The following is an 18717-nucleotide window of genomic DNA, read 5'->3' as shown; positions in this document are numbered from 1 at the left end:
CGGAGATGGTGCTGGACCCGCCGGGAGGCGGTGCCGTCTGGCGGTGAGGCGCCCGTGGGCTCCGAAGTTGTGCATGGCAGAGGCCGCTACAGCCCGGCAGGAGGAAGCCTTCAGACGTGGCGTCGGGACGGATGCAGCGCCAGGGTCCCGATAATGGCTCGCTCGACGAGGTCCCAGTCGTGCACGACCATCGCGTAGTCGAATCGAAGCGTCACGTGTCCCCAGGCCGCGGCGTTCGCGTCGCGCACCAGATCCTTGTGGCGGTGTGCGGGCGAGTCGTGGTTCTGTCTGCCATCCGTCTCCACGATCAACCAGTCCTCGATCAAGAGGTCGACATCGCCTGTCGCGATGACCCGTGCCTGCGTGCGCACCTTCCACCCGAACCGGCGCGTGCGGAGGCGCACGAGCGATTCGAGCCCGCTGTCGGAGTCGTCCCGTGAGAAGTCGATCAGGTCACGTCCTGCTGCCCCGATGGCCGAGCGAAGAGCTCGCAGGTCACGAGCATCGATGAGCTCGAGCCGTCGGGCGGATTCCAGCGCCACGAAGAAGCTCTCCGCGCCGCGGCAGCGGAAGATCTGCAGGAGGACCTTCGGAATCGACGGCAAGGAGAAAGCCGAAGCGGATGAGCCCCCGTCCCAATGGGTTGTGCAGGAGCAGTCGGGATGCGGATGCTGATGACGGTCGTCGTGCATCCACACGTGGAGGCCGGCTCCCTCGTCGAGCACCCAGAGCCCGTGGTGCCGTGCGGCGGATTCGCATCCGAGAGTTCCGCCGTGCGCAGCGGCCGCCACGACCTCGTCGCATGCCTCACGGGTGGCGTACACACCGCGTCGAACGCGGACCAGCGATCCGGCATCCGTTCGTCGCGAGATCTGCCGACGGCTGAGACTCCGGCCCAGGGCGGCATACGTCCACACCTGCGTTCCTTCGCTACGGCACATCGCCCCATGATGGGCATCCTCGACCGCTCTGCCGTCCCTTGATCTCCCTGTGGACGATCAGTCGGCAGGGCCGGGTGTGGAGGAGAGGTGGGAGAGGCCGGGCCGTGTACACAACTTCGGAGATGGCATCCGACACCCCGTTCACACGCCTGAACGCACGGCGAGTCGGATGCGATCTCCGAAGCTGTGCACGCGAATCAAGACGGTGTCAGCCCGACACACAGAAGGGGCCCGGATGCCGCAGCACCCGAGCCCCTCCCGATCACGAACCCGTGATCATCCGAAGCGGCCGGAGACGTAGTCCTCGGTCGCCTGCACGGACGGGGTGGTGAAGATCGAGGTCGTGTCGTCGTACTCGATGAGCTTGCCCGGCTTGCCGGTACCGGCGATGTTGAAGAACGCGGTCTTGTCGGAGACGCGGCTGGCCTGCTGCATGTTGTGCGTCACGATGACGATCGTGTACTCGGTCTTGAGCTCGCCGATCAGCTCCTCGATCGCGTAGGTCGAGATCGGGTCGAGGGCCGAGCACGGCTCGTCCATCAGCAGCACGTCGGGGGAGACGGCGATCGCGCGGGCGATGCACAGACGCTGCTGCTGTCCACCCGAGAGGCCGGAGCCGGGCTTCTCCAGACGGTCCTTGACCTCGTTCCAGAGGTTGGCGCCCTGGAGGGACTTCTCGACCAGCGCATCGGCGTCGGACTTCGAGATGCGCTTGTTGTTCAGCTTCACGCCGGCGAGCACGTTCTCACGGATCGACATCGTGGGGAACGGGTTCGGACGCTGGAACACCATGCCCACCTGGCGACGCACGGTCACCGGGTCGACGGACGGGCCGTAGAGGTCGTCTCCGTCCAGCAGCACCTGTCCTTCGACGCGCGCGCCGGGGATGACCTCGTGCATGCGGTTCAGCGTGCGCAGGAACGTCGACTTGCCGCATCCGGACGGACCGATGAATGCGGTGACGCTGCGAGGCTCGATGTTGAGGGACACGCCCTCCACAGCGAGGAAGTCGCTGTAGTAGACGTTCAGGTCGTTGACTTCAATGCTCTTGGACACGGCAGTTTCCTTGCTTGTCGGGTCTACGGCTCAGCGGCCGGTCTTGGGTGCGAAGATCTTCGCGACGAGGCGCGCGACCAGGTTGAGCACCATGACGATGATGATGAGGGTCAGTGCGGCCGCCCAGGCGCGTTCCACATACGCCTCGGCGGGGATGCCCTGGTACGCATACTGCGAGTAGGTGAACACGGGCAGCGTCTGCATGCGGCCGCTGAACAGGTTGTAGTTCATGGCGTCGGTGAAGCCGGCGGTGAGCAGCAGCGGAGCGGTCTCGCCGATCACGCGCGAGATGGCGAGCATCACACCCGTGGTGATGCCGGCGATCGAGGTCGGCAGCACCACCTTGACGATCGTGAGCCACTTCGGCACGCCCAGTGCGTAGGAGGCTTCGCGCAGCTCGTTCGGCACCAGGCGGAGCATCTCCTCGCTCGAGCGCACGACCACCGGGATCATGAGCACGGCGAGGGCGACGGAACCCGCGATACCCATGCGCACGCCCGGTCCGAAGATCAGCGCGAACACCGCGTAGGCGAACAGGCCGGCGACGATCGAGGGGATGCCTGTCATCACGTCCACGAGGAAGGTGATGGTGCGCGCCATCCGCCCGTTCTTGCCGTACTCGACCAGGTAGACGGCGGTCATCAGACCGATCGGGATCGAGATGATGGCCGCGGCGAGCGTGACCAGCAGGGTTCCGATGATGGCGTGGAGCGCGCCGCCGCCCTCGCCGAGCACACCGCGCATCGACGAGGAGAAGAACAGTCCGTCGAAGCGCGCGAGGCCCGTGGCGACCACGGTCACGGCGACGGAGACCAGTGGCACCATCGCGATCGCGAACGCCACGGTGACCACACCGGTGACGAGCCGATCGAGGGCCTTGCGAGAGCCTTCGATGATGCGTGACAGGACGTAGATCAGGACCAGGTAGATGACGGCGCCGAGGATGACGGAGCCGGCGATGTTGAAGTCGGATCCGGAGGCCAGGGCCTGGATCGCGAACGGAGTGGCGCCGATGACGAACGAGAGTCCGAGCAGGGCCCACGGCGACCAGCGGGGGAGATGACCAGAGCTGAGAGAGGCCGTCGAGCGGGAGGCGGCCACGGCTCGCGCGGATTCGGGGGCGGTCAGGGTCATGTCAGTTCGCTCCCGAGAATTCCTTGCGGCGGTTCACGAACCAGCGTGCGAGAGCGTTCACCGCGAACGTCACGACGAACAGGATCAGACCGGTCGCGATGAGGATGTTGATGTTGATCTGGTACGCCTCGGGGAACGTCAGTGCGATGTTCGCCGCGATCGTGGACGGGTTCGTGGAGGTGAGCAGTTCGAAGGTGACGGCCTTGCTGACGGAGAGCACCATGGCGACGGCCATCGTCTCGCCGAGCGCGCGTCCGAGGCCGAGCATGGAGGCGGACACGATGCCGGAGCGTCCGAACGGCAGCACCGCCATCCGCACCATCTCCCAGCGGGTGGCGCCGAGTGCGAGGGCGGCCTCCTCGTGCAGGACCGGAGTCTGCAGGAAGATCTCGCGGCAGATGGCGGTGATGATCGGCACGACCATGACCGCGAGCACCATGGCGGCGGTGAGGATCGTGCGGCCGGTCGGGGAGACGACACCGCCGAAGAAGGGGATCCAGCCGGCGTTCGAGTTCAGCCAGACGTAGATCGGCTGCACGGCCGGCGCCAGCACCAGGATGCCCCAGAGGCCGAAGACGACCGAGGGCACGGCGGCGAGCAGGTCGACCACGTAGCCGAGGCCCTGGGCGAGCCGGCGGGGAGCGTAGTGGGTGATGAACAGGGCCACGCCGAGCGAGAGCGGCACGGCCAGGAGGAGCGCGAGGAAAGCCGCCCACACGGTGCCGAACAGCAGGGGACCGACGTAGTCCCAGAAGTTGGTCTTGAGGAGCGACGCATCTTCGGCGGTCGCGGCGAAGGCCGGGATCGACTGCACGATGAGGAAGATCGCGACCGCGGCCAGCGTGATCATGATCATGGATCCGGCGGCGACCGCCGTGCCGGAGAACCAGATGTCGCCGGCGCGCTTCTTCGCGACGATGCGCGTCTGCGCCGGCACAGTCGTGGCTGTCATGGGAGCTGCTTCCTGCTCAGTGGAGATCGGGTGTCTGACGCGAGCAGACGGTCTCCGGGATGCCGCAGCATCCCGGAGACCGTCGCGTGATCACTTGATGAGGTCGATCGCTGCCTGTGCCTGCGTGCGCAGGTCGTCCGAGATCGGGGCGCTGCCGGCGTTGGTCGCCGCGGCGTCCTGGCCCTCGGCGCTGATCGCGGTCGTGAAGAACGCCTTGGTCAGTGCGGCGACGTTCTCGTCCTCGTACTCGGCGCAGCCGATGAGGTAGCTGACCAGGAGGACCGGGTAGGCGCCCTCGGCGGTGGTGGTGCGGTCGATCGCGAAGGCGAGGTCGCCGGCGGTGCGGCCCTCCTCGATCTTCGACGCGTCGAGCGTCGCGGCTGCACCCTCGGCCGAGTGCGGCACGAAGTTGTCGCCGACCTTGACGTTGACGGCCGAGAAGTCGGCTGCCTGCGAGGAGTCGATGTAGCCGATCAGGCCCTGTCCGCCCTTGACGGCGTTGGCGACGCCCGAGGTCTTCTCAGCGGACTCGCCGGCGAGGTCGGACGGCCACTCCTCGACGCTGCCCGCGGTCCACACGTCGCCCGCGGTCTGCGCGAGGTAGTCGGTGAAGTTGCCCGTGGTGCCCGACTTGTCCGAGCGGTGGACGGGCGTGATCGCCAGGTCGGGGAGCGTGGCGTCGGGGTTGTCCGCGGCGATCGCCGGGTCGTTCCAGTTGGTGATCTTGCCCGCGAAGATCGACGCGATGGTCTTGGCGTCGAGGTTCAGCTCGTCCACGCCGTCCAGCGAGAAGACGATGGCGATCGGGGAGATGTACGCCGGGATCTCGACGATGTCGGAGCCGTCGACGCAGGCGCCGAAGCCACCGGCGGCGATCTCATCGGTCTTGAACGCACGGTCGGAACCGGCGAAGTTCACGGCGCCCTGCTGGAACGACTCACGGCCACCGCCGGAGCCCTGGGGGTCGTACTCGACCTGAGCGTCGGGGTTGGTCTTCTGGAACTCGGCGGTCCACGCCTGGATGGCGACCTGCTGCGAGGAGGCGCCCGCGCCGACCAGCGAGCCGCTGATGGCAGGAACGTCGGAGGTGGGAGCGTCTGTGGAACCGGTGCTGCCTTCGTTCGCGGCACAGCCGGCGAGAGCGAGGGCGGCGACGGCGCCGATGGCGCCGATGCGAGCGATTCGGGAGATCTTCACTGTGGATCCGTTCGATCGTGGATGGGTTGAGGCCCGGTGCAGGGCACACAGTGACGCTATGTGCGGCGGTTAACGAGACTCTCCCGCACAGGTGAACGGCAGGTGAACGACGGGCGACTCTCTGGGGTGCGCTCCTGTCGCCCGTAGGGTCGCCGGATCGACTCGACACCGCGGATGCGGCGGAGCGAGGTCGGGGGAGAGGGTCAGACCTTCGGGACGTGCGTCTCGATCGCGATGATGCCGGAGCCGGGGTTGGTCGCCGACAGATGCACGACCGAGAACGCGGCCGGTTCGAGGTCCGAGGCGCTGCTGAGGTAGGAGCCCTGGATGGTCCCGGTCGCCAGCGAGATCTCGGAGAGGAGCCCTGGCAGCACGGGGCCGTGACTGCACAGCACCGCGGGCTTGCCCGAGCGCACCCGGCGTCCGACGACCGCGCGGAGGTCGTCGGTGCCGTCCTCCCAGGCGTCCTGGCTGATCTTCTCGGTCTTCACCGGTGTGCGGTTCAGCGCCTTCGCGAGCGGCGCGACGGTCCGAACGCACCGCTCGGCGTCGCTGGTGACGATCTTGCGCACGCCGAACGCACGCAGCGGACCGACGAGGGACTTCGCCTGGGTGCGGCCGCGCTCGGTCAGCGGACGCGAGGCGTCGGATCCGTCCCACTCCGATCGCGGGAGCGCCTTCGCGTGCCGCAGCGCGATCACGGGGAACGTGCGCAGCACGCCGTCGTCGACGAGCGTGGAGAAGAAGTCGAGGATCTCCAGATCGACCGGATAGCTGAGCCGCGATCGGGCCTTCTTGACGCTCACCCATTCGAGGGCGGCGATCTCACGGTTGGGCACGAAAGCCGACGCGCGGATCGCCTCGTCGGTCGCCTCCGCCGCCCAGTAGTGCACGACCTTCTGCTTGCGCGAGGCCATCACATAACGGCTCACGCCCACGGGGACGCCGAGGGAGACACGGATGCCGGTCTCCTCATGCACCTCGCGCACGGCGGTCTCGGCGAGCATCTCTCCGGGGTCGACCTTGCCCTTGGGGAGGGTGATGTCGCGGTACTTCGTGCGATGGATCAGCAGGATGCGCAGTTTTCCGTCGACGAGACGCCAGACGACCGCACCGGCGGCGTACACCGCTTTGTCGGTCCATTTCGCGCGGGGCGCGTCCTGCGTCTGTCGAAGTGTCATCGCACCGCCCGTGCGCGGCGGCGCCGCTGGATCAACCCCATGGTCTTATCCTGCAGGTCGATCAGGGGCTTGCCGTCGGCATCCACGGCGTGGCGTTCCCATACCCCGCCGGCGCCGAGATGCCACGAGGTCGTACCAGGGTCCATCGCGAGGTCGAAGAACGTCAGCAGCTCCTGGAGGTGCGCGGGATCGGTCACGCGCACCAGCGCCTCGACACGGCGGTCGAGGTTGCGGTGCATCATGTCGGCGCTGCCGATGTACACCTGCGGATCGCCGTCGTTCTCGAACGCGAAGATCCGCGAGTGCTCCAGGTAGCGGCCGAGGATGCTGCGCACGGTGATGTTGTCGCTGACCCCGTCGAGGTCGGTGCGCAGGCTGCAGATGCCGCGCACCCACACCTCGACCTTCACCCCGGCCACGCTCGCGCGGTACAGGGAGTCGATGATCTCCTCATCGACCATCGAGTTCACCTTGATGCGGATGTGGGCGGGCTTGCCGGCTTCGGCGTTCTTGCGCTCCGCGTCGATCTGACGGACCAGGCCCTTGCGCAGGTGCAGGGGCGCGACGAGAAGGCGCTTGAACTTCTTCTCGATCGCGTAGCCGCTGAGCTCGTTGAACAGGCGGGTCAGGTCCTTGCCGACCTGGGCGTCGGCGGTGAACAGGCCGAAGTCCTCGTAGATGCGGCTGGTCTTCGGGTTGTAGTTTCCGGTGCCCACGTGCGAGTAGTGGCGCAGCGTGCCCTCTTCCTCGCGGATGACGAGAGCCAGCTTGCAGTGCGTCTTGAGACCGACCAGGCCGTAGACCACGTGCACGCCCGCCTTCTCGAGCTTGCGCGCCCAGACGATGTTGTTCGCCTCGTCGAAGCGCGCCTTGACCTCGACCAGTGCGAGCACCTGCTTGCCGGCCTCGGCCGCATCGATCAGAGCCTGCACGATGGGGCTGTCGCCCGAGGTGCGGTAGAGCGTCTGCTTGATGGCCAGCACATGGGGGTCGCGGGCCGCCTGCTCGAGGAAGGCCTGCACGCTCGTCGTGAACGACTCGTACGGGTGGTGCACGAGCACGTCGGACTTGCGGATCGCCTTGAACATGTCGGCGCGGGTGTTGCTGTCGCCGGGCTGGAAGGCGACCGCCGTCGTCGGCAGGTGCGGTGGGTAGCGCAGGTCGGGACGGTCGATGCGGGAGAGCCCGAACAGGCCGCGCAGGTCGAGCGGTCCGGGGAGGCGGTAGACCTCCTGGTCGGTGATGTCGAGCTCCTTCACGAGCAGCTCCAGCGTCACCGCATCCATGTCGTCCGTGATCTCGAGGCGGATCGGCGGGCCGAACCGCCGACGAAGCAGCTCGGCCTCGAGGGCCTGGATGAGGTTCTCGCTCTCGTCCTCTTCGATCGCCACGTCTTCGTTGCGGGTCAGGCGGAACGCGTGGTGGTCGAGCACCTCCATGCCGGGGAAGAGATCGCCCAGGTGGTTCGCGATCAGCTCCTCGAGGCTCAGGTAGCGCGTGATCTCGCTGGTCCCCGGCACCTCGACGAAGCGCGGGAGCATCGGCGGCACCTTGAGGCGCGCGAACTCCTGGCGACCGGTGCGGGCGTTGCGGATGCGGATCGCCAGGTTCAGCGAGAGGCCCGAGATGTACGGGAATGGGTGAGCAGGGTCGACGGCCAGAGGCATCAGCACGGGGAAGACCTGGAGTTGGAAGTACTCCGACAGTGCCGACCGCTCGGACTCCGTGAGCTCGGACCAGGAGCTCATCTCGATGCCGGCGTCGGCGAGAGCCGGACGCACCTGCGACGTCCACGCCTCGGCGTGACGCAGCTGCAGCGCGTGCGCCTCGCGGGAGATGTCGGCGAGAGCATCGACGGGGGAGCGGCCGATGTTCGTCGGCACGGCCAGGCCTGTCATGATGCGGCGCTTGAGACCGGCGACTCTGACCATGAAGAACTCGTCGAGGTTGCTCGCGAAGATCGCCAGGAAGTTCGCGCGCTCCAGTTCGGGCAGCGAGGCGTCCTCGGCGAGTTCCAGCACGCGCTGGTTGAACGCCAGCCAGCTCAGCTCGCGATCGAAGTAGCGGTGGTCGGGAAGCAGGGCGTCGGGCGACTCGTTCGCGTCGAAGTCGTCGTCTTCGGCGTCGCCGAGACCAGCGTCGGCGAGTGCGGGATCGATCATGGGGTACATCTAATCACCGCGAAGTGACGCGTGTGTGAACGGAGCCGTTCCGTTACCCCGCGGCGACGACCGATTCGTCGTCGTACACGTTGAAGCGGTAGCCGACGTTGCGCACCGTGCCGATGATCTGCTCCTGGTCGCCGAGCTTCGCCCGCAGACGTCGCACGTGCACGTCGACCGTCCTGGTGCCGCCGAAGTAGTCGTAGCCCCACACCTCGCTGAGCAGCTGTTCGCGGGTGAAGACGCGCGAGGGGTGCGTGGCGAGGAAGTGCAGCAGCTGGAACTCCTTGTAGGTGAGGTCGAGCGGCTTGCCGCGCAGCTTCGCGGAGTAGGACTGCTCGTCGATCGTGACGCCGGAGGCCTGCACGCGGGTCGGCTCCGCCACATCGTCGCGCCGGGCGAGAGCCAGGCGCACGCGGGCATCGGTCTCGGCCGGACCCGCGGTGGAGAGGATGACGTCGTCGATCTCCCAGTCTCCCGAGAGCGCACTCATGCCGCCCTCGGTGACCACGAGCAGCAGCGGGGAATCCTGTCCGGCGACGCGCAGCAGACGGCACAGCGACTTCGCCCCGACCAGATCGTGTCGACCGTCGACGATCACGAGGTCGTACTCCGGAGCGCTCACCAGCTGCGACGGTTCGGCGGGGATCTGGCGCACGCGGTGGCTGAGCAGCTCGAGCGCAGGGAGCACCTGCTCTGATACGGGAGCGTTCGTCAGAACCAGGACCTGGGCCACACGCACTCCTCACCGGCACCGGGTTGACGCCGTGCCGCCATGATACCGGGAGAGGATGCGCAACAATGGAGTCATGTCGGAACCAGCTCTCGCACCGCGTAACGCGCTCATCGGCGTGGTCGGGGTATGGATCGCGGCCTTCCTCGCCGCCGTCGCGGTCGGGATCTTCGTCTCGGAGGAGTGGCGCGTCCCGTGGATGCTGGCCGCATTCGGAGGAGTGGTGCTCGCCTCCTTCGCCGTGCAGCTCTGGTACGGACGCACGCAGGGCTTCATCTTCCGGGTCGCAGGCAGCGTCACCGGGGCGCTGATGCTGATGGGCCTGATCTCGGTGGGTTTCGGGATCGCGGCGCTGATCCCCGCCTGACCTCCGCCGCTCCGCTGACATCATCGCCGGAGAGCGGTAATGTGGAGGTCATGGACCTCATCGCGCTCGAATTCTTCTTCATCGGCCTGTTGGGCCTGGCGAGCCTCGCGATCGTCTTCGTCTCAGCCGTGGTTCTGCGCAACCTCTTCCGCGGCCAGCGCTGATCGCATCGTGCTCGAGCTGCCGACCGACCTCCCCGCAGATCTCGCCCCGCTCTCGTGGCTGATCGGAGTGTGGGAGGGAACGGGTGTCATCGATTTCCCCGTCGGTGAAGAGCGACTGCAGGGGGAGTTCGCGCACCGCGTGAGCTTCAGCCATGACGGCGGTTCCTTCCTGAACTACTCCAGCACCGCAACGCTCCTCGGCGATGACGGCGAGCAGTCGCTGCCACTGGTCTCCGAGATCGGCTTCTGGCGTCTCTCCCGTCCCGCCGGCGATGCCGACGCGGGTCCGGCGCTGCTTCCTCCGCAGGCGGAGGCCGCACCGCGCACGGTCGATGACGTGGAAGAGCTGCGCGGCGACAACGGAGCCTTCCCCATCGAGGTCTCGCTCGCACACTCCGACGGGATGCTCGAGCTCTACCTGGGTGAGATCAAGGGGCCTCGCATCGACCTGGCCTCCGATGCGATCGTGCGCGGAGCCGGTGGCAAGGACTACGGCGCCGCCACCCGCCTCTACGGTCTCGTCGACGGTCACCTGCTGTGGGCGTGGGACATCGCCGCCCTGGGGACGCCGCTGCGGTCGCACGCGTCCGCACGCCTGGCGAAGGTCTGACATGAGCGCCTTCTCCGGCATCCCTGGCGCTGTCTCCGACGACACGGGCATCTCGCACTTCGGAGATCCGTTCCGGGAGCAGCGCCGTCTCGCAGCCGGCACCGCCATCGCGCCGCTCGACGACCGTGCGGTGATCGAGGTGGCCGGTCCGGAGCGATTGAGCTGGCTCGACTCCATCACGTCGCAGTCGGTGGGCCGCCTGGCCCCCGGTGAGAGCACCGAGCTCCTGGTGCTCGATCCTCAGGGCCGAGTCGAGCACGCCGCCGGGGTGGTGGACGACGGATCATCGACCTGGCTGATCGCCGACGCAGGTGACGCCGATGCCCTGGCCTCATGGCTGACGCGGATGAAGTTCCGCACGCAGGCGACGGTCGAACGCCGCACGGACCTGACGCTGGTCGGATTCGTCGACGGCGCCTCGGCCGCAGCGACGGTCGCGGCGGCCGCGCTCGCCTCCGAGGGGACTCCGCTCATCTGGGCGGATCCGTGGCAGCACGTCACCGCCGGCGGCCATCAGTACGCCGAGATCTCCCAGCATCCGGGGGCAGCGCTCGCCTGGCGGGTCGGCATCCTCACGAACGATGCGGCGGCCGCCTTGGCGGACTCGCTCGATCCGGGGGACGCGGCCGGGCTGCTCGCCGCCGAGGCGCTGCGCATCGCCGCCTGGCGTCCGCGGTGGGCCGCCGAGGTCGATGAGCGCTCCCTACCGCACGAATCCGACTGGCTCCGCAGTGCGGTGCATCTGAACAAGGGCTGCTACCGAGGACAGGAGACGGTCGCCAAGGTGCACAACCTCGGACACCCGCCTCGCCGCCTCGCCGCGCTGCAGCTCGACGGCAGCGATGCGGTGCTCCCGCCGGCCGGATCACCCGTGTTCGCCGGCGACGACGAGGTCGGGCACATCACATCCGCCGCGCGACACCACGAGGACGGCCCGATCGCGCTGGCGATCCTCTCGCGCCGTGCACCGGTGGGCGACCTCACGGTGCGGGCCGACGGCATCGATATCGCTGCGGCTCAGCAGGTCATCGTGCCGGCGGATGCCGGTGCCACCGCGGACATCCCCCGGCTCACCCGGCTCTCGCGACGTCCGGCGGCACCGGACCCCCGCACCGCGAGCGGCGGTCTCTGAGAGGTTCCGGTCCGGTCAGGGGAGAGGTGCCACCGCGTCCCACGGCAGCGTGAGCTCGCCCAGACGCCAGCGTGTGCGACCGCCGAGCACCGGCCAGCCCTGCCCGCGCAGCGCCGTCACCGCGGCGAGGAACCGCTGCGTCGCGCCGAACGTCGACAGCGACGCCGCCCGATCCCACTCGCGGTCGAGATCGACGAGCAGGGCGTGGATGCGCTCACCGGCGACGTTGCGGTGGATCAGCGCCTTCGGCAGGCGCTCGGCGACGATGCTCGGCTGTTCGAGTCCGGCGAGCCGCAGCGAGAGCGTGAAGCGCGCCGGGGTGCCGTCCGGCCGCACGTCGACCCAGCTCGACACCCGCCCGATCTCGTCGCACGTGCCTTCGATGAGCAGCCCACCCGGAGCCAGTCGGGCCGCGACCGTCCGCCAGGCCTCGGCCACATCCGCTTCGTCGTACTGGCGCAGCACGTTCATGGCGCGGATGACAGCGGCACGTCGACCGGCCGGCAGTGGTACCTCGAATCCGCCGCGCGCGAAGGAGACGGGCAGGTCGCGGGCGAACGGCGTCCTGCCGGCACGCACCTCCTCCAGCTGCGCGGTGGCCGTGGCGACGCGGGCGGGATCGATCTCGAGCCCGCGCACCTCGGCGTCCGGACGCACGGCGCGCAGCCGGGTCGCGAGTTCGAACGCCGTCACGCCGCTCGCGCCGTAGCCGAGGTCGATGACCAGCGGGTCGGCGGCGCGTCGGAACGCATCGCTCGCGGCGATCCACCGATCGTTGCGCCGCAGCCGGTTGGTCCCGGTCGTGCCGCGCGTCGGACGACCCAGGGGAGATGACGCCATGCGTCAATCCTTCCAGTCCGGGAGCGAGCGCAGGACCGCCCCGGATAAACTGGCGGCATGACTGCGACGCGCACCCTCATCCTGCTCCGCCACGGCCGGAGCGAGTGGAACGAACTGAACCTCTTCACCGGCTGGGTGGATGTCCGCCTCAACGAGCAGGGCAGGAACGAGGCCCGTCGTGGCGGGGAGCTGCTGGCCGAGGCCGGCATCCTGCCCGACGTGCTGCACACCTCGCTGCTCAGCCGCGCCATCCAGACCGCGAACATCGCCCTCGACGCGGCCGACCGGCTGTGGATCCCCGTGACGCGCTCCTGGCGTCTGAACGAGCGCCACTACGGCGCCCTGCAGGGCAAGGACAAGGCGCAGACGCTCGAGGAGTTCGGCCCGGAGCAGTTCCAGCTGTGGCGCCGCTCGTTCGACGTGCCGCCGCCCGTGCTCGACGACGAGAGCGAGTTCAGCCAGGTCCACGACGTCCGCTATGCCGGCATCGACGGCGAGGTGCCGCGCACCGAGTCCCTCAAGCTGGTCATCGACCGCCTCCTGCCCTACTGGGACAGCGCGATCGTTCCCGACCTCGAAGCCGGCAAGACCGTGCTCGTCACCGCCCACGGCAATTCGCTGCGCGGCCTCGTGAAGCACCTCGAGGGCATCAGCGACGACGACATCGCCGAGCTCAACATCCCCACCGGCATCCCGCTCGTCTACGAGCTCGACGAGAACAACGTGCCCACCGGCCCCGGCCGCTACCTCGACCCCGAGGCCGCAGCCGCGGGCGCGGCCGCGGTCGCCGCCCAGGGCAAGAAGTAGGCAGCGTCGGCTCGGCCGACACCCCGCTCACAGAGGAAGCCCCTCCTGATCCGTCTGGATCAGGAGGGGCTTCGTCATGCAGAGGGAGCGGCCGTGGAGGGGTCAGGCGTGCCCGAGCTCCTGCTGCTGCTCGACGGCGAGGGCGATGTCCTCCTCGTCGACCTGCCAGTCTCCGGTCGCGAGGTACACGACCTTCTTGGCGACGGCGACGGCGTGGTCGGCGAAACGCTCGTGGTAGCGGCTGGCCAGGGTCGCGTCGACGGTCGCGGTCGCCTCGCCCTTCCAGTTGTCGCTGAGCACCTTGTCGAAGACGTTCACGTGGAGCTCGTCGACATCGTCATCGGAGTTGCGGATGGCGTCCGCCAGACGCAGATCCTGCGTGCGCAGCAGCTCGCTGAGCGTGCGGGCGATCTCGACGTCCAGCTCGCCCATGCGCTTGAAGGTGCTCTTGAGGCCCTTCGGGATGGCGCGCTCGGGGAAGCGGAGTCGCGCGAGCTGTGCGATGTGCTCGGACATGTCGCCCATGCGCTCGAGGGACGCACTCACGCGCAGCGCGCTGACGACGATGCGCAGGTCACGCGCGACCGGCTGCTGGCGGGCGAGGATCTCGATCGCCTGCTCGTCGAGGGCGACGGCCAGCTCGTCGATCTTCGCGTCGTCGGCGATCACCTCTTCGGCCAGTGCGACGTCGCTCGTCGCGAAGGCGCGGGTGGCCTTGTCGATCGAGACCGTGACGAGGTCGGCGATCTCCACGAGGCGGTTCTGCAGGTCCTCGAGGGACTGGTGGAAGACTTCGCGCATGTTGGGGCGCAACCTTTCATTGGAATCTCGACTGTGTGTCAGCGCGAGACGGCGGGTCGTCCGCACGAGAGCAGGTCTGCACTCCCGCACAGGCCCGATGCGATTGTGTGCTCCGAAGGTTAACGAACGGTGCCCAGCACGTGAATAGTACTTCTCTCCTCGCCGCGAGGGCGGGCGAACCCGCCGGAGCGCAGGTGAACGCACTCTACGCTGGTGTCATGACCCTGCCGCAGATCGCGCTGATCGCACTCGCCGTGGGCGTGCTGATCGGTGTCGGGCTCTCGCTCCTGATCGTCTGGGCCTACCGGGCGAGGGCGAAGGTCGAGCTGGAGACGTCGACCATCGTTCCCGACGGGATGACGGATGTCCTCGACAGCATGGACGACGCCGCCTGCGTCGTCGACTCCTCCGGACTGGTCCTGGCCGGATCGCACGCGGCCACGCGTTTCGGGATCGAGGTCGGCGCGACCCTCGAGAATCCTGAGCTGCGCCAGCTCGTGCGCAGCGTCAGGGCGGTGGGCGGAACGAAGACCGAGACCCTGCGCATCACGCGCGGCGGACTCAGCCTCGATCCCCGCCTCGTCTCGGCGCGGGCGAGTGTGATCGGTGCGCGGATGGCGCTCGTCATCATCCGCGACATCACCGAGCAGGAGCGCCTCGATCAGATGCGCCGTGACTTCGTCGCCAACACGAGTCACGAGCTCAAGACGCCGGTCGGTGCGGTGAGCCTGCTCGCCGAGGCCATCGAATCCGCCGCCGACGACCCCGCCCAGGTGCGGATCTTCGCCGCCCGCATCTCTGCGGAGGCCGGGCGTCTCGGTCAGCTCACGGGGCGCATCATGAGCCTGTCGCGGCTCCAGGCCGACGACGGGCTCACCGATGTGGACCCCGTCTCGATCGACGAGGTGATCGCGGCATCCATCGAGGCCCACGTCGTCCAGGCCGATTCCGCCGGTGTCGATCTCACGCGTGGGGGAGACCGCGGCGCCTGGGTGCGCGGCGACGCCCAGATCCTGATCGAGGCGATCGGCAACCTCGTCGCCAACGCGATCGTCTACTCCCCGCGAGGATCCCGTGTGGGCGTCGGCGTGAAGGCGGCTGACGGTGTCGTCGAGATCGCGGTCTCGGATCAGGGCATCGGGATCTCCGAGGCCGATCGCGAGCGCATCTTCGAACGGTTCTACCGCGCCGATGAGGCACGCTCCCGCCGCACCGGCGGCACGGGGCTCGGCCTCTCGATCGTCAAGCACGCCACCCAACGCCACGGCGGCGAGGTGCGGCTGTGGTCGCGGCCCGGCCGCGGCTCCACCTTCACGGTCCGCCTCCCGCAGATCGACGCCCCGCCGGTCGAGGACGCGGGCAAGAAGCGCAAGAAGAAGCGCGCGCGCAAAGCGGAGAAGTCCGCGGGTGCGCGCGTACGAAACGGAGAGAAAGCATGACCCGCATCCTTCTCGTCGAAGACGAGCCCGATCTCGCCGACCCGCTGGCCTATCTGCTGCGCCGCGAGGGGTACGAGGTCGAGATCGCCGAAGACGGTCCGGGGGCGCTCTCGGCGTTCCGCGAGCGCGGAGCCGACATCGTGCTGCTCGACCTGATGCTGCCGGGGATGCCCGGTACCGAGGTGTGCCGGCAGATCCGATCGACCTCCGCCGTGCCGATCATCATGCTCACGGCCAAGGACTCCGAGGTCGACATCGTGGTGGGGCTCGAGCTCGGCGCCGACGACTACATCACGAAGCCCTATTCCTCACGCGAGCTGTTGGCCCGCATGCGAGCGGTGCTGCGGCGAGTCGTGCAGGCAGACAGCGAGCTCGACGAGCGGGTGCTGGACGGCGGACGGGTGTCGCTCGACATCGATCGCCACACCGTCTCGGTCGCGGGGTCGGTGATCAACATGCCGCTGAAGGAGTTCGAGCTCCTCGAGGTGCTGATGCGCAACTCGGGCCGTGTGCTCACGCGGGGCCAGCTGATCGACCGGGTGTGGGGGAGCGACTACTTCGGCGACACGAAGACGCTCGACGTGCACATCAAGCGCATCCGCTCGCGGATCGAGGAGAACCCCGGCGAACCGGTCATGCTCGTGACCGTGCGCGGACTGGGTTATCGGTTCGAGGGCTGAGCACCGACGCACGGACGGCTGAGGCCGGGCGCCCCCAGGGGATGCCCGGCCTCAGCCGTTGCGGTCGTGGTGCGGATCAGGAACCGGTGGGGACGAGATCTGCGTAGTAGGGCAGTGCGCCGTCGAGCACGGGCACCTGCGTCTTGACCCCGAGGGAGTCTCCCGACTGGAAGTGCATCTCGATCGTGGAGCCGGGCTTCGCGTTCAGGTCGACGATGCGCAGCGGCTCGGCGTCGGCGCCGAAGCTCACGCGGTCGCCGGCGGGCACCGTGACGGTGAAGTCGTTGTTGCCGACGACGATGGTCAGCGTCGCCCGCTCGTCGGTGGGGTTGACGACCGCGCCGATGAAGTTGCCGACGGTGCCGTCCTCGTTCGCGACGATGAAGGCGTTGCGCACCGCGAGGGGGCCGTCCTCGTCGGAGATGTTCACGCCGTCAGAGCCGGAGTATTCGATCTTCGTCGACTGCGGCGTGATGAACGTGCAACCGGTCGCGCCGAGAAGAACGAGGGCGCTGATGGCGGCAGACGCAACAAGGCGCGATTTCACGGGTCCTCCTGAGGTCCGACGGGGTATCGGCATCCATTCTACGGGTATGCGCCGGGCGCATCGGAGACGCGGGGGCGCGAACCTTAGCGCATCCTGCCTGTGGTATCCTTGAGGTTGCCGAAAGGACACGTTTTTATGCTTTTTGAGGTTGGCGAAACAGTCGTCTATCCCCACCATGGCGCTGCGACCATCATCGAGGTCAAGGAGCGCATCATCAAGGGTGAGGCGAAGAAGTACCTGAAGCTCAACGTCACCCAGGGTGATCTGATCATCGAGGTTCCTGCGGAGAACGTCGACCTGGTCGGCGTTCGCGACGTGATCGGCAAGGAGGGCCTCGACCACGTGTTCGAGGTACTGCGTGCGCCGTTCACCGAGGAGCCCACCAACTGGTCTCGTCGCTACAAGGCGAACCTTGAGAAGCTCGCCTCGGGCGATGTCATCAAGGTCAGCGAGGTCGTCCGCGACCTGTGGCGTCGTGATCAGGACCGCGGTCTGTCCGCGGGAGAGAAGCGGATGCTGGCGAAGGCTCGCCAGATCCTCATCTCCGAGCTCGCGCTCGCTGAGAAGACCGACGAGGACAAAGCGGGCGCTCTGCTCGACGAGGTCCTGGCTTCCTGAATCTGTTATCGGCCCCGGTCGTGATGAACGACGGGTCGAGACGAAGGGGCGGATGCTGACGGCATCCGCCCCTTTCTCGTTCCCGCGAGACGGTAGCGTGAGGGGGTGACCATGCTCCCCGTTCCGGACACCGCGATCATCGTCGTCGCCGCCGGCTCCGGCACCCGTCTCGAAGCCGGAGCGCCCAAGGCCCTTGTCGGCATCGACAGCCGTTCCATCCTGCGGCATGCCCTCGACGGTGTCTTCGCCGCGGCTCCCGCGCAGGTGATCGTCGTGGCCCCTGCCGGCTTCGAAGGCGATGTCGAGACCGAGGCGCGCGAGGCGGCCGGTGACCGCGTCGATCTCGTGCGCGTCGTGACCGGCGGATCGACCCGCCAGCAGTCCGTCTCGGCCGGGCTGGCCGCGCTGTGGGGAGACGTCACCACCGTGCTGGTGCACGATGCCGCCCGCGCGCTCACGCCGCCCGCGCAGATCGACGCCGTCGTGGCCGCCGTGACAGCCGAGGTCGGTGTGATCCCCGCGCTGCCGGTGGTGGACACGCTGAAGCGCGTCGACGGCGGCACAGTGGTCGGCGCCGTCGACCGGTCGGAGCTCGCGGCCGCCCAGACCCCGCAGGGGTTCCCGCGCGCGCTTCTCGAGTCGGCGTACGCGGCTGCGCTGTCATCCGGCGTCGAGTACACCGATGATGCGGCCCTGTTCGCCGCCGCCGGTCATCTCGTGCGTCACATCGACGGCGCGGCCCGTGCGTTCAAGATCACGACCCCCTCCGACCTCGAGCGTGCCCGTCACCTGCTGGTGGGGGCAGGCGAGGTGCATTCCGCTCCGACCCATCACGCGCGCGGCGGCCTGCCCCTGGTCGGCATCGGCACCGACGTGCACGCGTTCGGCGGCGAGGGGAACCTCTGGCTCGCCGGACTCGAATGGCCGGGGGAGCCCGCGCTGTCGGGTCACTCGGATGGTGACGCCGTCGCGCACGCGATCGTGGATGCGCTGCTCGGCGCCGCCGGACTCGGCGACATCGGCCAGCACTTCGGCACCGCGCATCCGGAGTACGCGGGGGCGCACGCCGAGGTGTTCCTCGCCCGCACCCGGCAGCTGCTCGCGGAGGCGGGTTTCGTGATCGGCAACGTGTCGGCGCAGTTCCAGGGCAATCGTCCGCGGTTCAGCGCGCGCCGGGCCGAGGCCGAAGGGGTGTTGTCCGCGGCGCTCGGGGGAGCCCCCGTCTCCCTCACGGCCACCACGACGGACGGGCTCGGCTTCCCCGGTCGCGGCGAGGGGATCTCGGTCACGGCGATAGCGACGGTGGTGCCGGACGATTCACGGAACGTGTGACGGATCGCAGAACTTTTCCCCCGA

The 18717-nt window shown here is 68.4% G+C and carries 19 protein-coding genes; 8 read left to right on the top strand and 11 right to left on the bottom strand.

The genetic code is table 11. The annotated features are described in order from the left end of the window. Positions 1 to 110: 110 nt before the first annotated feature. The 8 genes from ACIOVG_RS16345 to ACIOVG_RS16310 all read right to left on the bottom strand — a co-directional run bounded on the left by ACIOVG_RS16345 (position 111) and on the right by ACIOVG_RS16310 (position 9359). On the bottom strand, positions 111 to 941 hold the full coding sequence (locus ACIOVG_RS16345) for a DUF559 domain-containing protein (protein ID WP_400875754.1): 831 nt from the start codon (positions 939 to 941) through the stop codon (positions 111 to 113). Positions 942 to 1217: 276 nt separating this feature from the next. Further along, positions 1218 to 1997, bottom strand: a complete 780-nt coding sequence (pstB, locus tag ACIOVG_RS16340) for a phosphate ABC transporter ATP-binding protein PstB (protein WP_247630968.1) — start codon at positions 1995 to 1997, stop codon at positions 1218 to 1220. A 30-nt stretch (positions 1998 to 2027) separates the two neighbouring features. Then, positions 2028 to 3131 carry a phosphate ABC transporter permease PstA gene (gene pstA, locus ACIOVG_RS16335; protein ID WP_400875751.1) on the bottom strand — a complete coding sequence of 368 codons (1104 nt, stop codon included), beginning with the start codon at positions 3129 to 3131 and terminating at the stop codon, positions 2028 to 2030. 1 nt (position 3132) lies between these two features. Next, the gene (gene pstC, locus ACIOVG_RS16330) at positions 3133 to 4083 is read right to left on the bottom strand and encodes a phosphate ABC transporter permease subunit PstC (protein ID WP_400875748.1); all 951 of its coding nucleotides are present in this window, start codon (positions 4081 to 4083) and stop codon (positions 3133 to 3135) included. A gap of 90 nt (positions 4084 to 4173) precedes the next feature. Then, positions 4174 to 5280 (bottom strand): phosphate ABC transporter substrate-binding protein PstS, encoded by a 1107-nt coding sequence (gene pstS, locus ACIOVG_RS16325; RefSeq protein WP_400875745.1) that lies wholly within the window; start codon positions 5278 to 5280, stop codon positions 4174 to 4176. Between the two features lie 203 nt (positions 5281 to 5483). Then, positions 5484 to 6461, bottom strand: coding sequence for an NUDIX domain-containing protein (locus ACIOVG_RS16320; RefSeq protein ID WP_400875742.1), 978 nt, complete (start codon positions 6459 to 6461; stop codon positions 5484 to 5486). Continuing rightward, the gene (locus ACIOVG_RS16315) at positions 6458 to 8623 is read right to left on the bottom strand and encodes an RNA degradosome polyphosphate kinase (protein ID WP_400875739.1); all 2166 of its coding nucleotides are present in this window, start codon (positions 8621 to 8623) and stop codon (positions 6458 to 6460) included. Before ACIOVG_RS16315 ends, ACIOVG_RS16320 begins: the two co-directional genes overlap by 4 nt. Positions 8624 to 8675: 52 nt before the next feature. Then, the gene (locus tag ACIOVG_RS16310) at positions 8676 to 9359 is read right to left on the bottom strand and encodes a winged-helix domain-containing protein (protein ID WP_400875737.1); all 684 of its coding nucleotides are present in this window, start codon (positions 9357 to 9359) and stop codon (positions 8676 to 8678) included. Positions 9360 to 9432: 73 nt separating this feature from the next. On the opposite strand from ACIOVG_RS16310, the gene ACIOVG_RS16305 reads away from it, so the two are divergent. From ACIOVG_RS16305 to ACIOVG_RS16295, 3 genes are all read left to right on the top strand, one after another. Further along, entirely contained in the window at positions 9433 to 9723 is a 291-nt protein-coding gene (locus ACIOVG_RS16305; protein WP_400875734.1) for a hypothetical protein, read from the top strand. Between the two features lie 171 nt (positions 9724 to 9894). After that, the gene (locus ACIOVG_RS16300) at positions 9895 to 10497 is read left to right on the top strand and encodes an FABP family protein (RefSeq protein WP_400875731.1); all 603 of its coding nucleotides are present in this window, start codon (positions 9895 to 9897) and stop codon (positions 10495 to 10497) included. A 1-nt stretch (position 10498) separates the two neighbouring features. Next, the gene (locus tag ACIOVG_RS16295; protein WP_400875729.1) at positions 10499 to 11629 is read left to right on the top strand and encodes a YgfZ/GcvT domain-containing protein; all 1131 of its coding nucleotides are present in this window, start codon (positions 10499 to 10501) and stop codon (positions 11627 to 11629) included. Positions 11630 to 11644: 15 nt separating this feature from the next. Here the strand turns inward: ACIOVG_RS16295 and ACIOVG_RS16290 are convergent, their stop codons facing one another. Further along, the gene (locus ACIOVG_RS16290; protein ID WP_400875726.1) at positions 11645 to 12469 is read right to left on the bottom strand and encodes a class I SAM-dependent methyltransferase; all 825 of its coding nucleotides are present in this window, start codon (positions 12467 to 12469) and stop codon (positions 11645 to 11647) included. 57 nt (positions 12470 to 12526) lie between these two features. On the opposite strand from ACIOVG_RS16290, the gene ACIOVG_RS16285 reads away from it, so the two are divergent. Further along, positions 12527 to 13276 carry a phosphoglyceromutase gene (locus ACIOVG_RS16285; protein WP_400875724.1) on the top strand — a complete coding sequence of 250 codons (750 nt, stop codon included), beginning with the start codon at positions 12527 to 12529 and terminating at the stop codon, positions 13274 to 13276. Between the two features lie 102 nt (positions 13277 to 13378). Here the strand turns inward: ACIOVG_RS16285 and phoU are convergent, their stop codons facing one another. Continuing rightward, the gene (gene phoU, locus ACIOVG_RS16280) at positions 13379 to 14077 is read right to left on the bottom strand and encodes a phosphate signaling complex protein PhoU (RefSeq protein ID WP_247630956.1); all 699 of its coding nucleotides are present in this window, start codon (positions 14075 to 14077) and stop codon (positions 13379 to 13381) included. Between the two features lie 218 nt (positions 14078 to 14295). Here phoU and ACIOVG_RS16275 point away from each other — a divergent pair, with 218 nt between their 5' ends. Both ACIOVG_RS16275 and ACIOVG_RS16270 read left to right on the top strand, forming a co-directional pair. Beyond that, on the top strand, positions 14296 to 15516 hold the full coding sequence (locus ACIOVG_RS16275) for a sensor histidine kinase (RefSeq protein ID WP_400875720.1): 1221 nt from the start codon (positions 14296 to 14298) through the stop codon (positions 15514 to 15516). Continuing rightward, positions 15513 to 16196: a response regulator transcription factor gene (locus ACIOVG_RS16270; RefSeq protein ID WP_247630954.1), complete on the top strand. Its 684-nt coding sequence runs from the start codon at positions 15513 to 15515 to the stop codon at positions 16194 to 16196. Before ACIOVG_RS16275 ends, ACIOVG_RS16270 begins: the two co-directional genes overlap by 4 nt. Before the next feature lie 76 nt (positions 16197 to 16272). Here ACIOVG_RS16270 and ACIOVG_RS16265 read toward each other — a convergent pair whose 3' ends face one another. Next, complete coding sequence (locus ACIOVG_RS16265) at positions 16273 to 16743, bottom strand: DNA modification methylase (protein ID WP_400875716.1); 471 nt, start codon at positions 16741 to 16743, stop codon at positions 16273 to 16275. Between the two features lie 135 nt (positions 16744 to 16878). On the opposite strand from ACIOVG_RS16265, the gene ACIOVG_RS16260 reads away from it, so the two are divergent. Next, positions 16879 to 17361 (top strand): CarD family transcriptional regulator, encoded by a 483-nt coding sequence (locus ACIOVG_RS16260; RefSeq protein ID WP_017201416.1) that lies wholly within the window; start codon positions 16879 to 16881, stop codon positions 17359 to 17361. A 111-nt stretch (positions 17362 to 17472) separates the two neighbouring features. Further along, positions 17473 to 18693: a 2-C-methyl-D-erythritol 4-phosphate cytidylyltransferase gene (gene ispD / locus ACIOVG_RS16255; protein WP_400876429.1), complete on the top strand. Its 1221-nt coding sequence runs from the start codon at positions 17473 to 17475 to the stop codon at positions 18691 to 18693. Positions 18694 to 18717 lie beyond the last annotated feature (24 nt).

Origin of the sequence: Microbacterium sp. NPDC087591 (assembly GCF_044743625.1) — a bacterium.
Taxonomy (GTDB): Bacteria; Actinomycetota; Actinomycetes; order Actinomycetales; family Microbacteriaceae; genus Microbacterium.
Note: the sequence above shows the minus strand (reverse complement) of the source record. Positions and strands in the feature narration are given on the sequence as shown.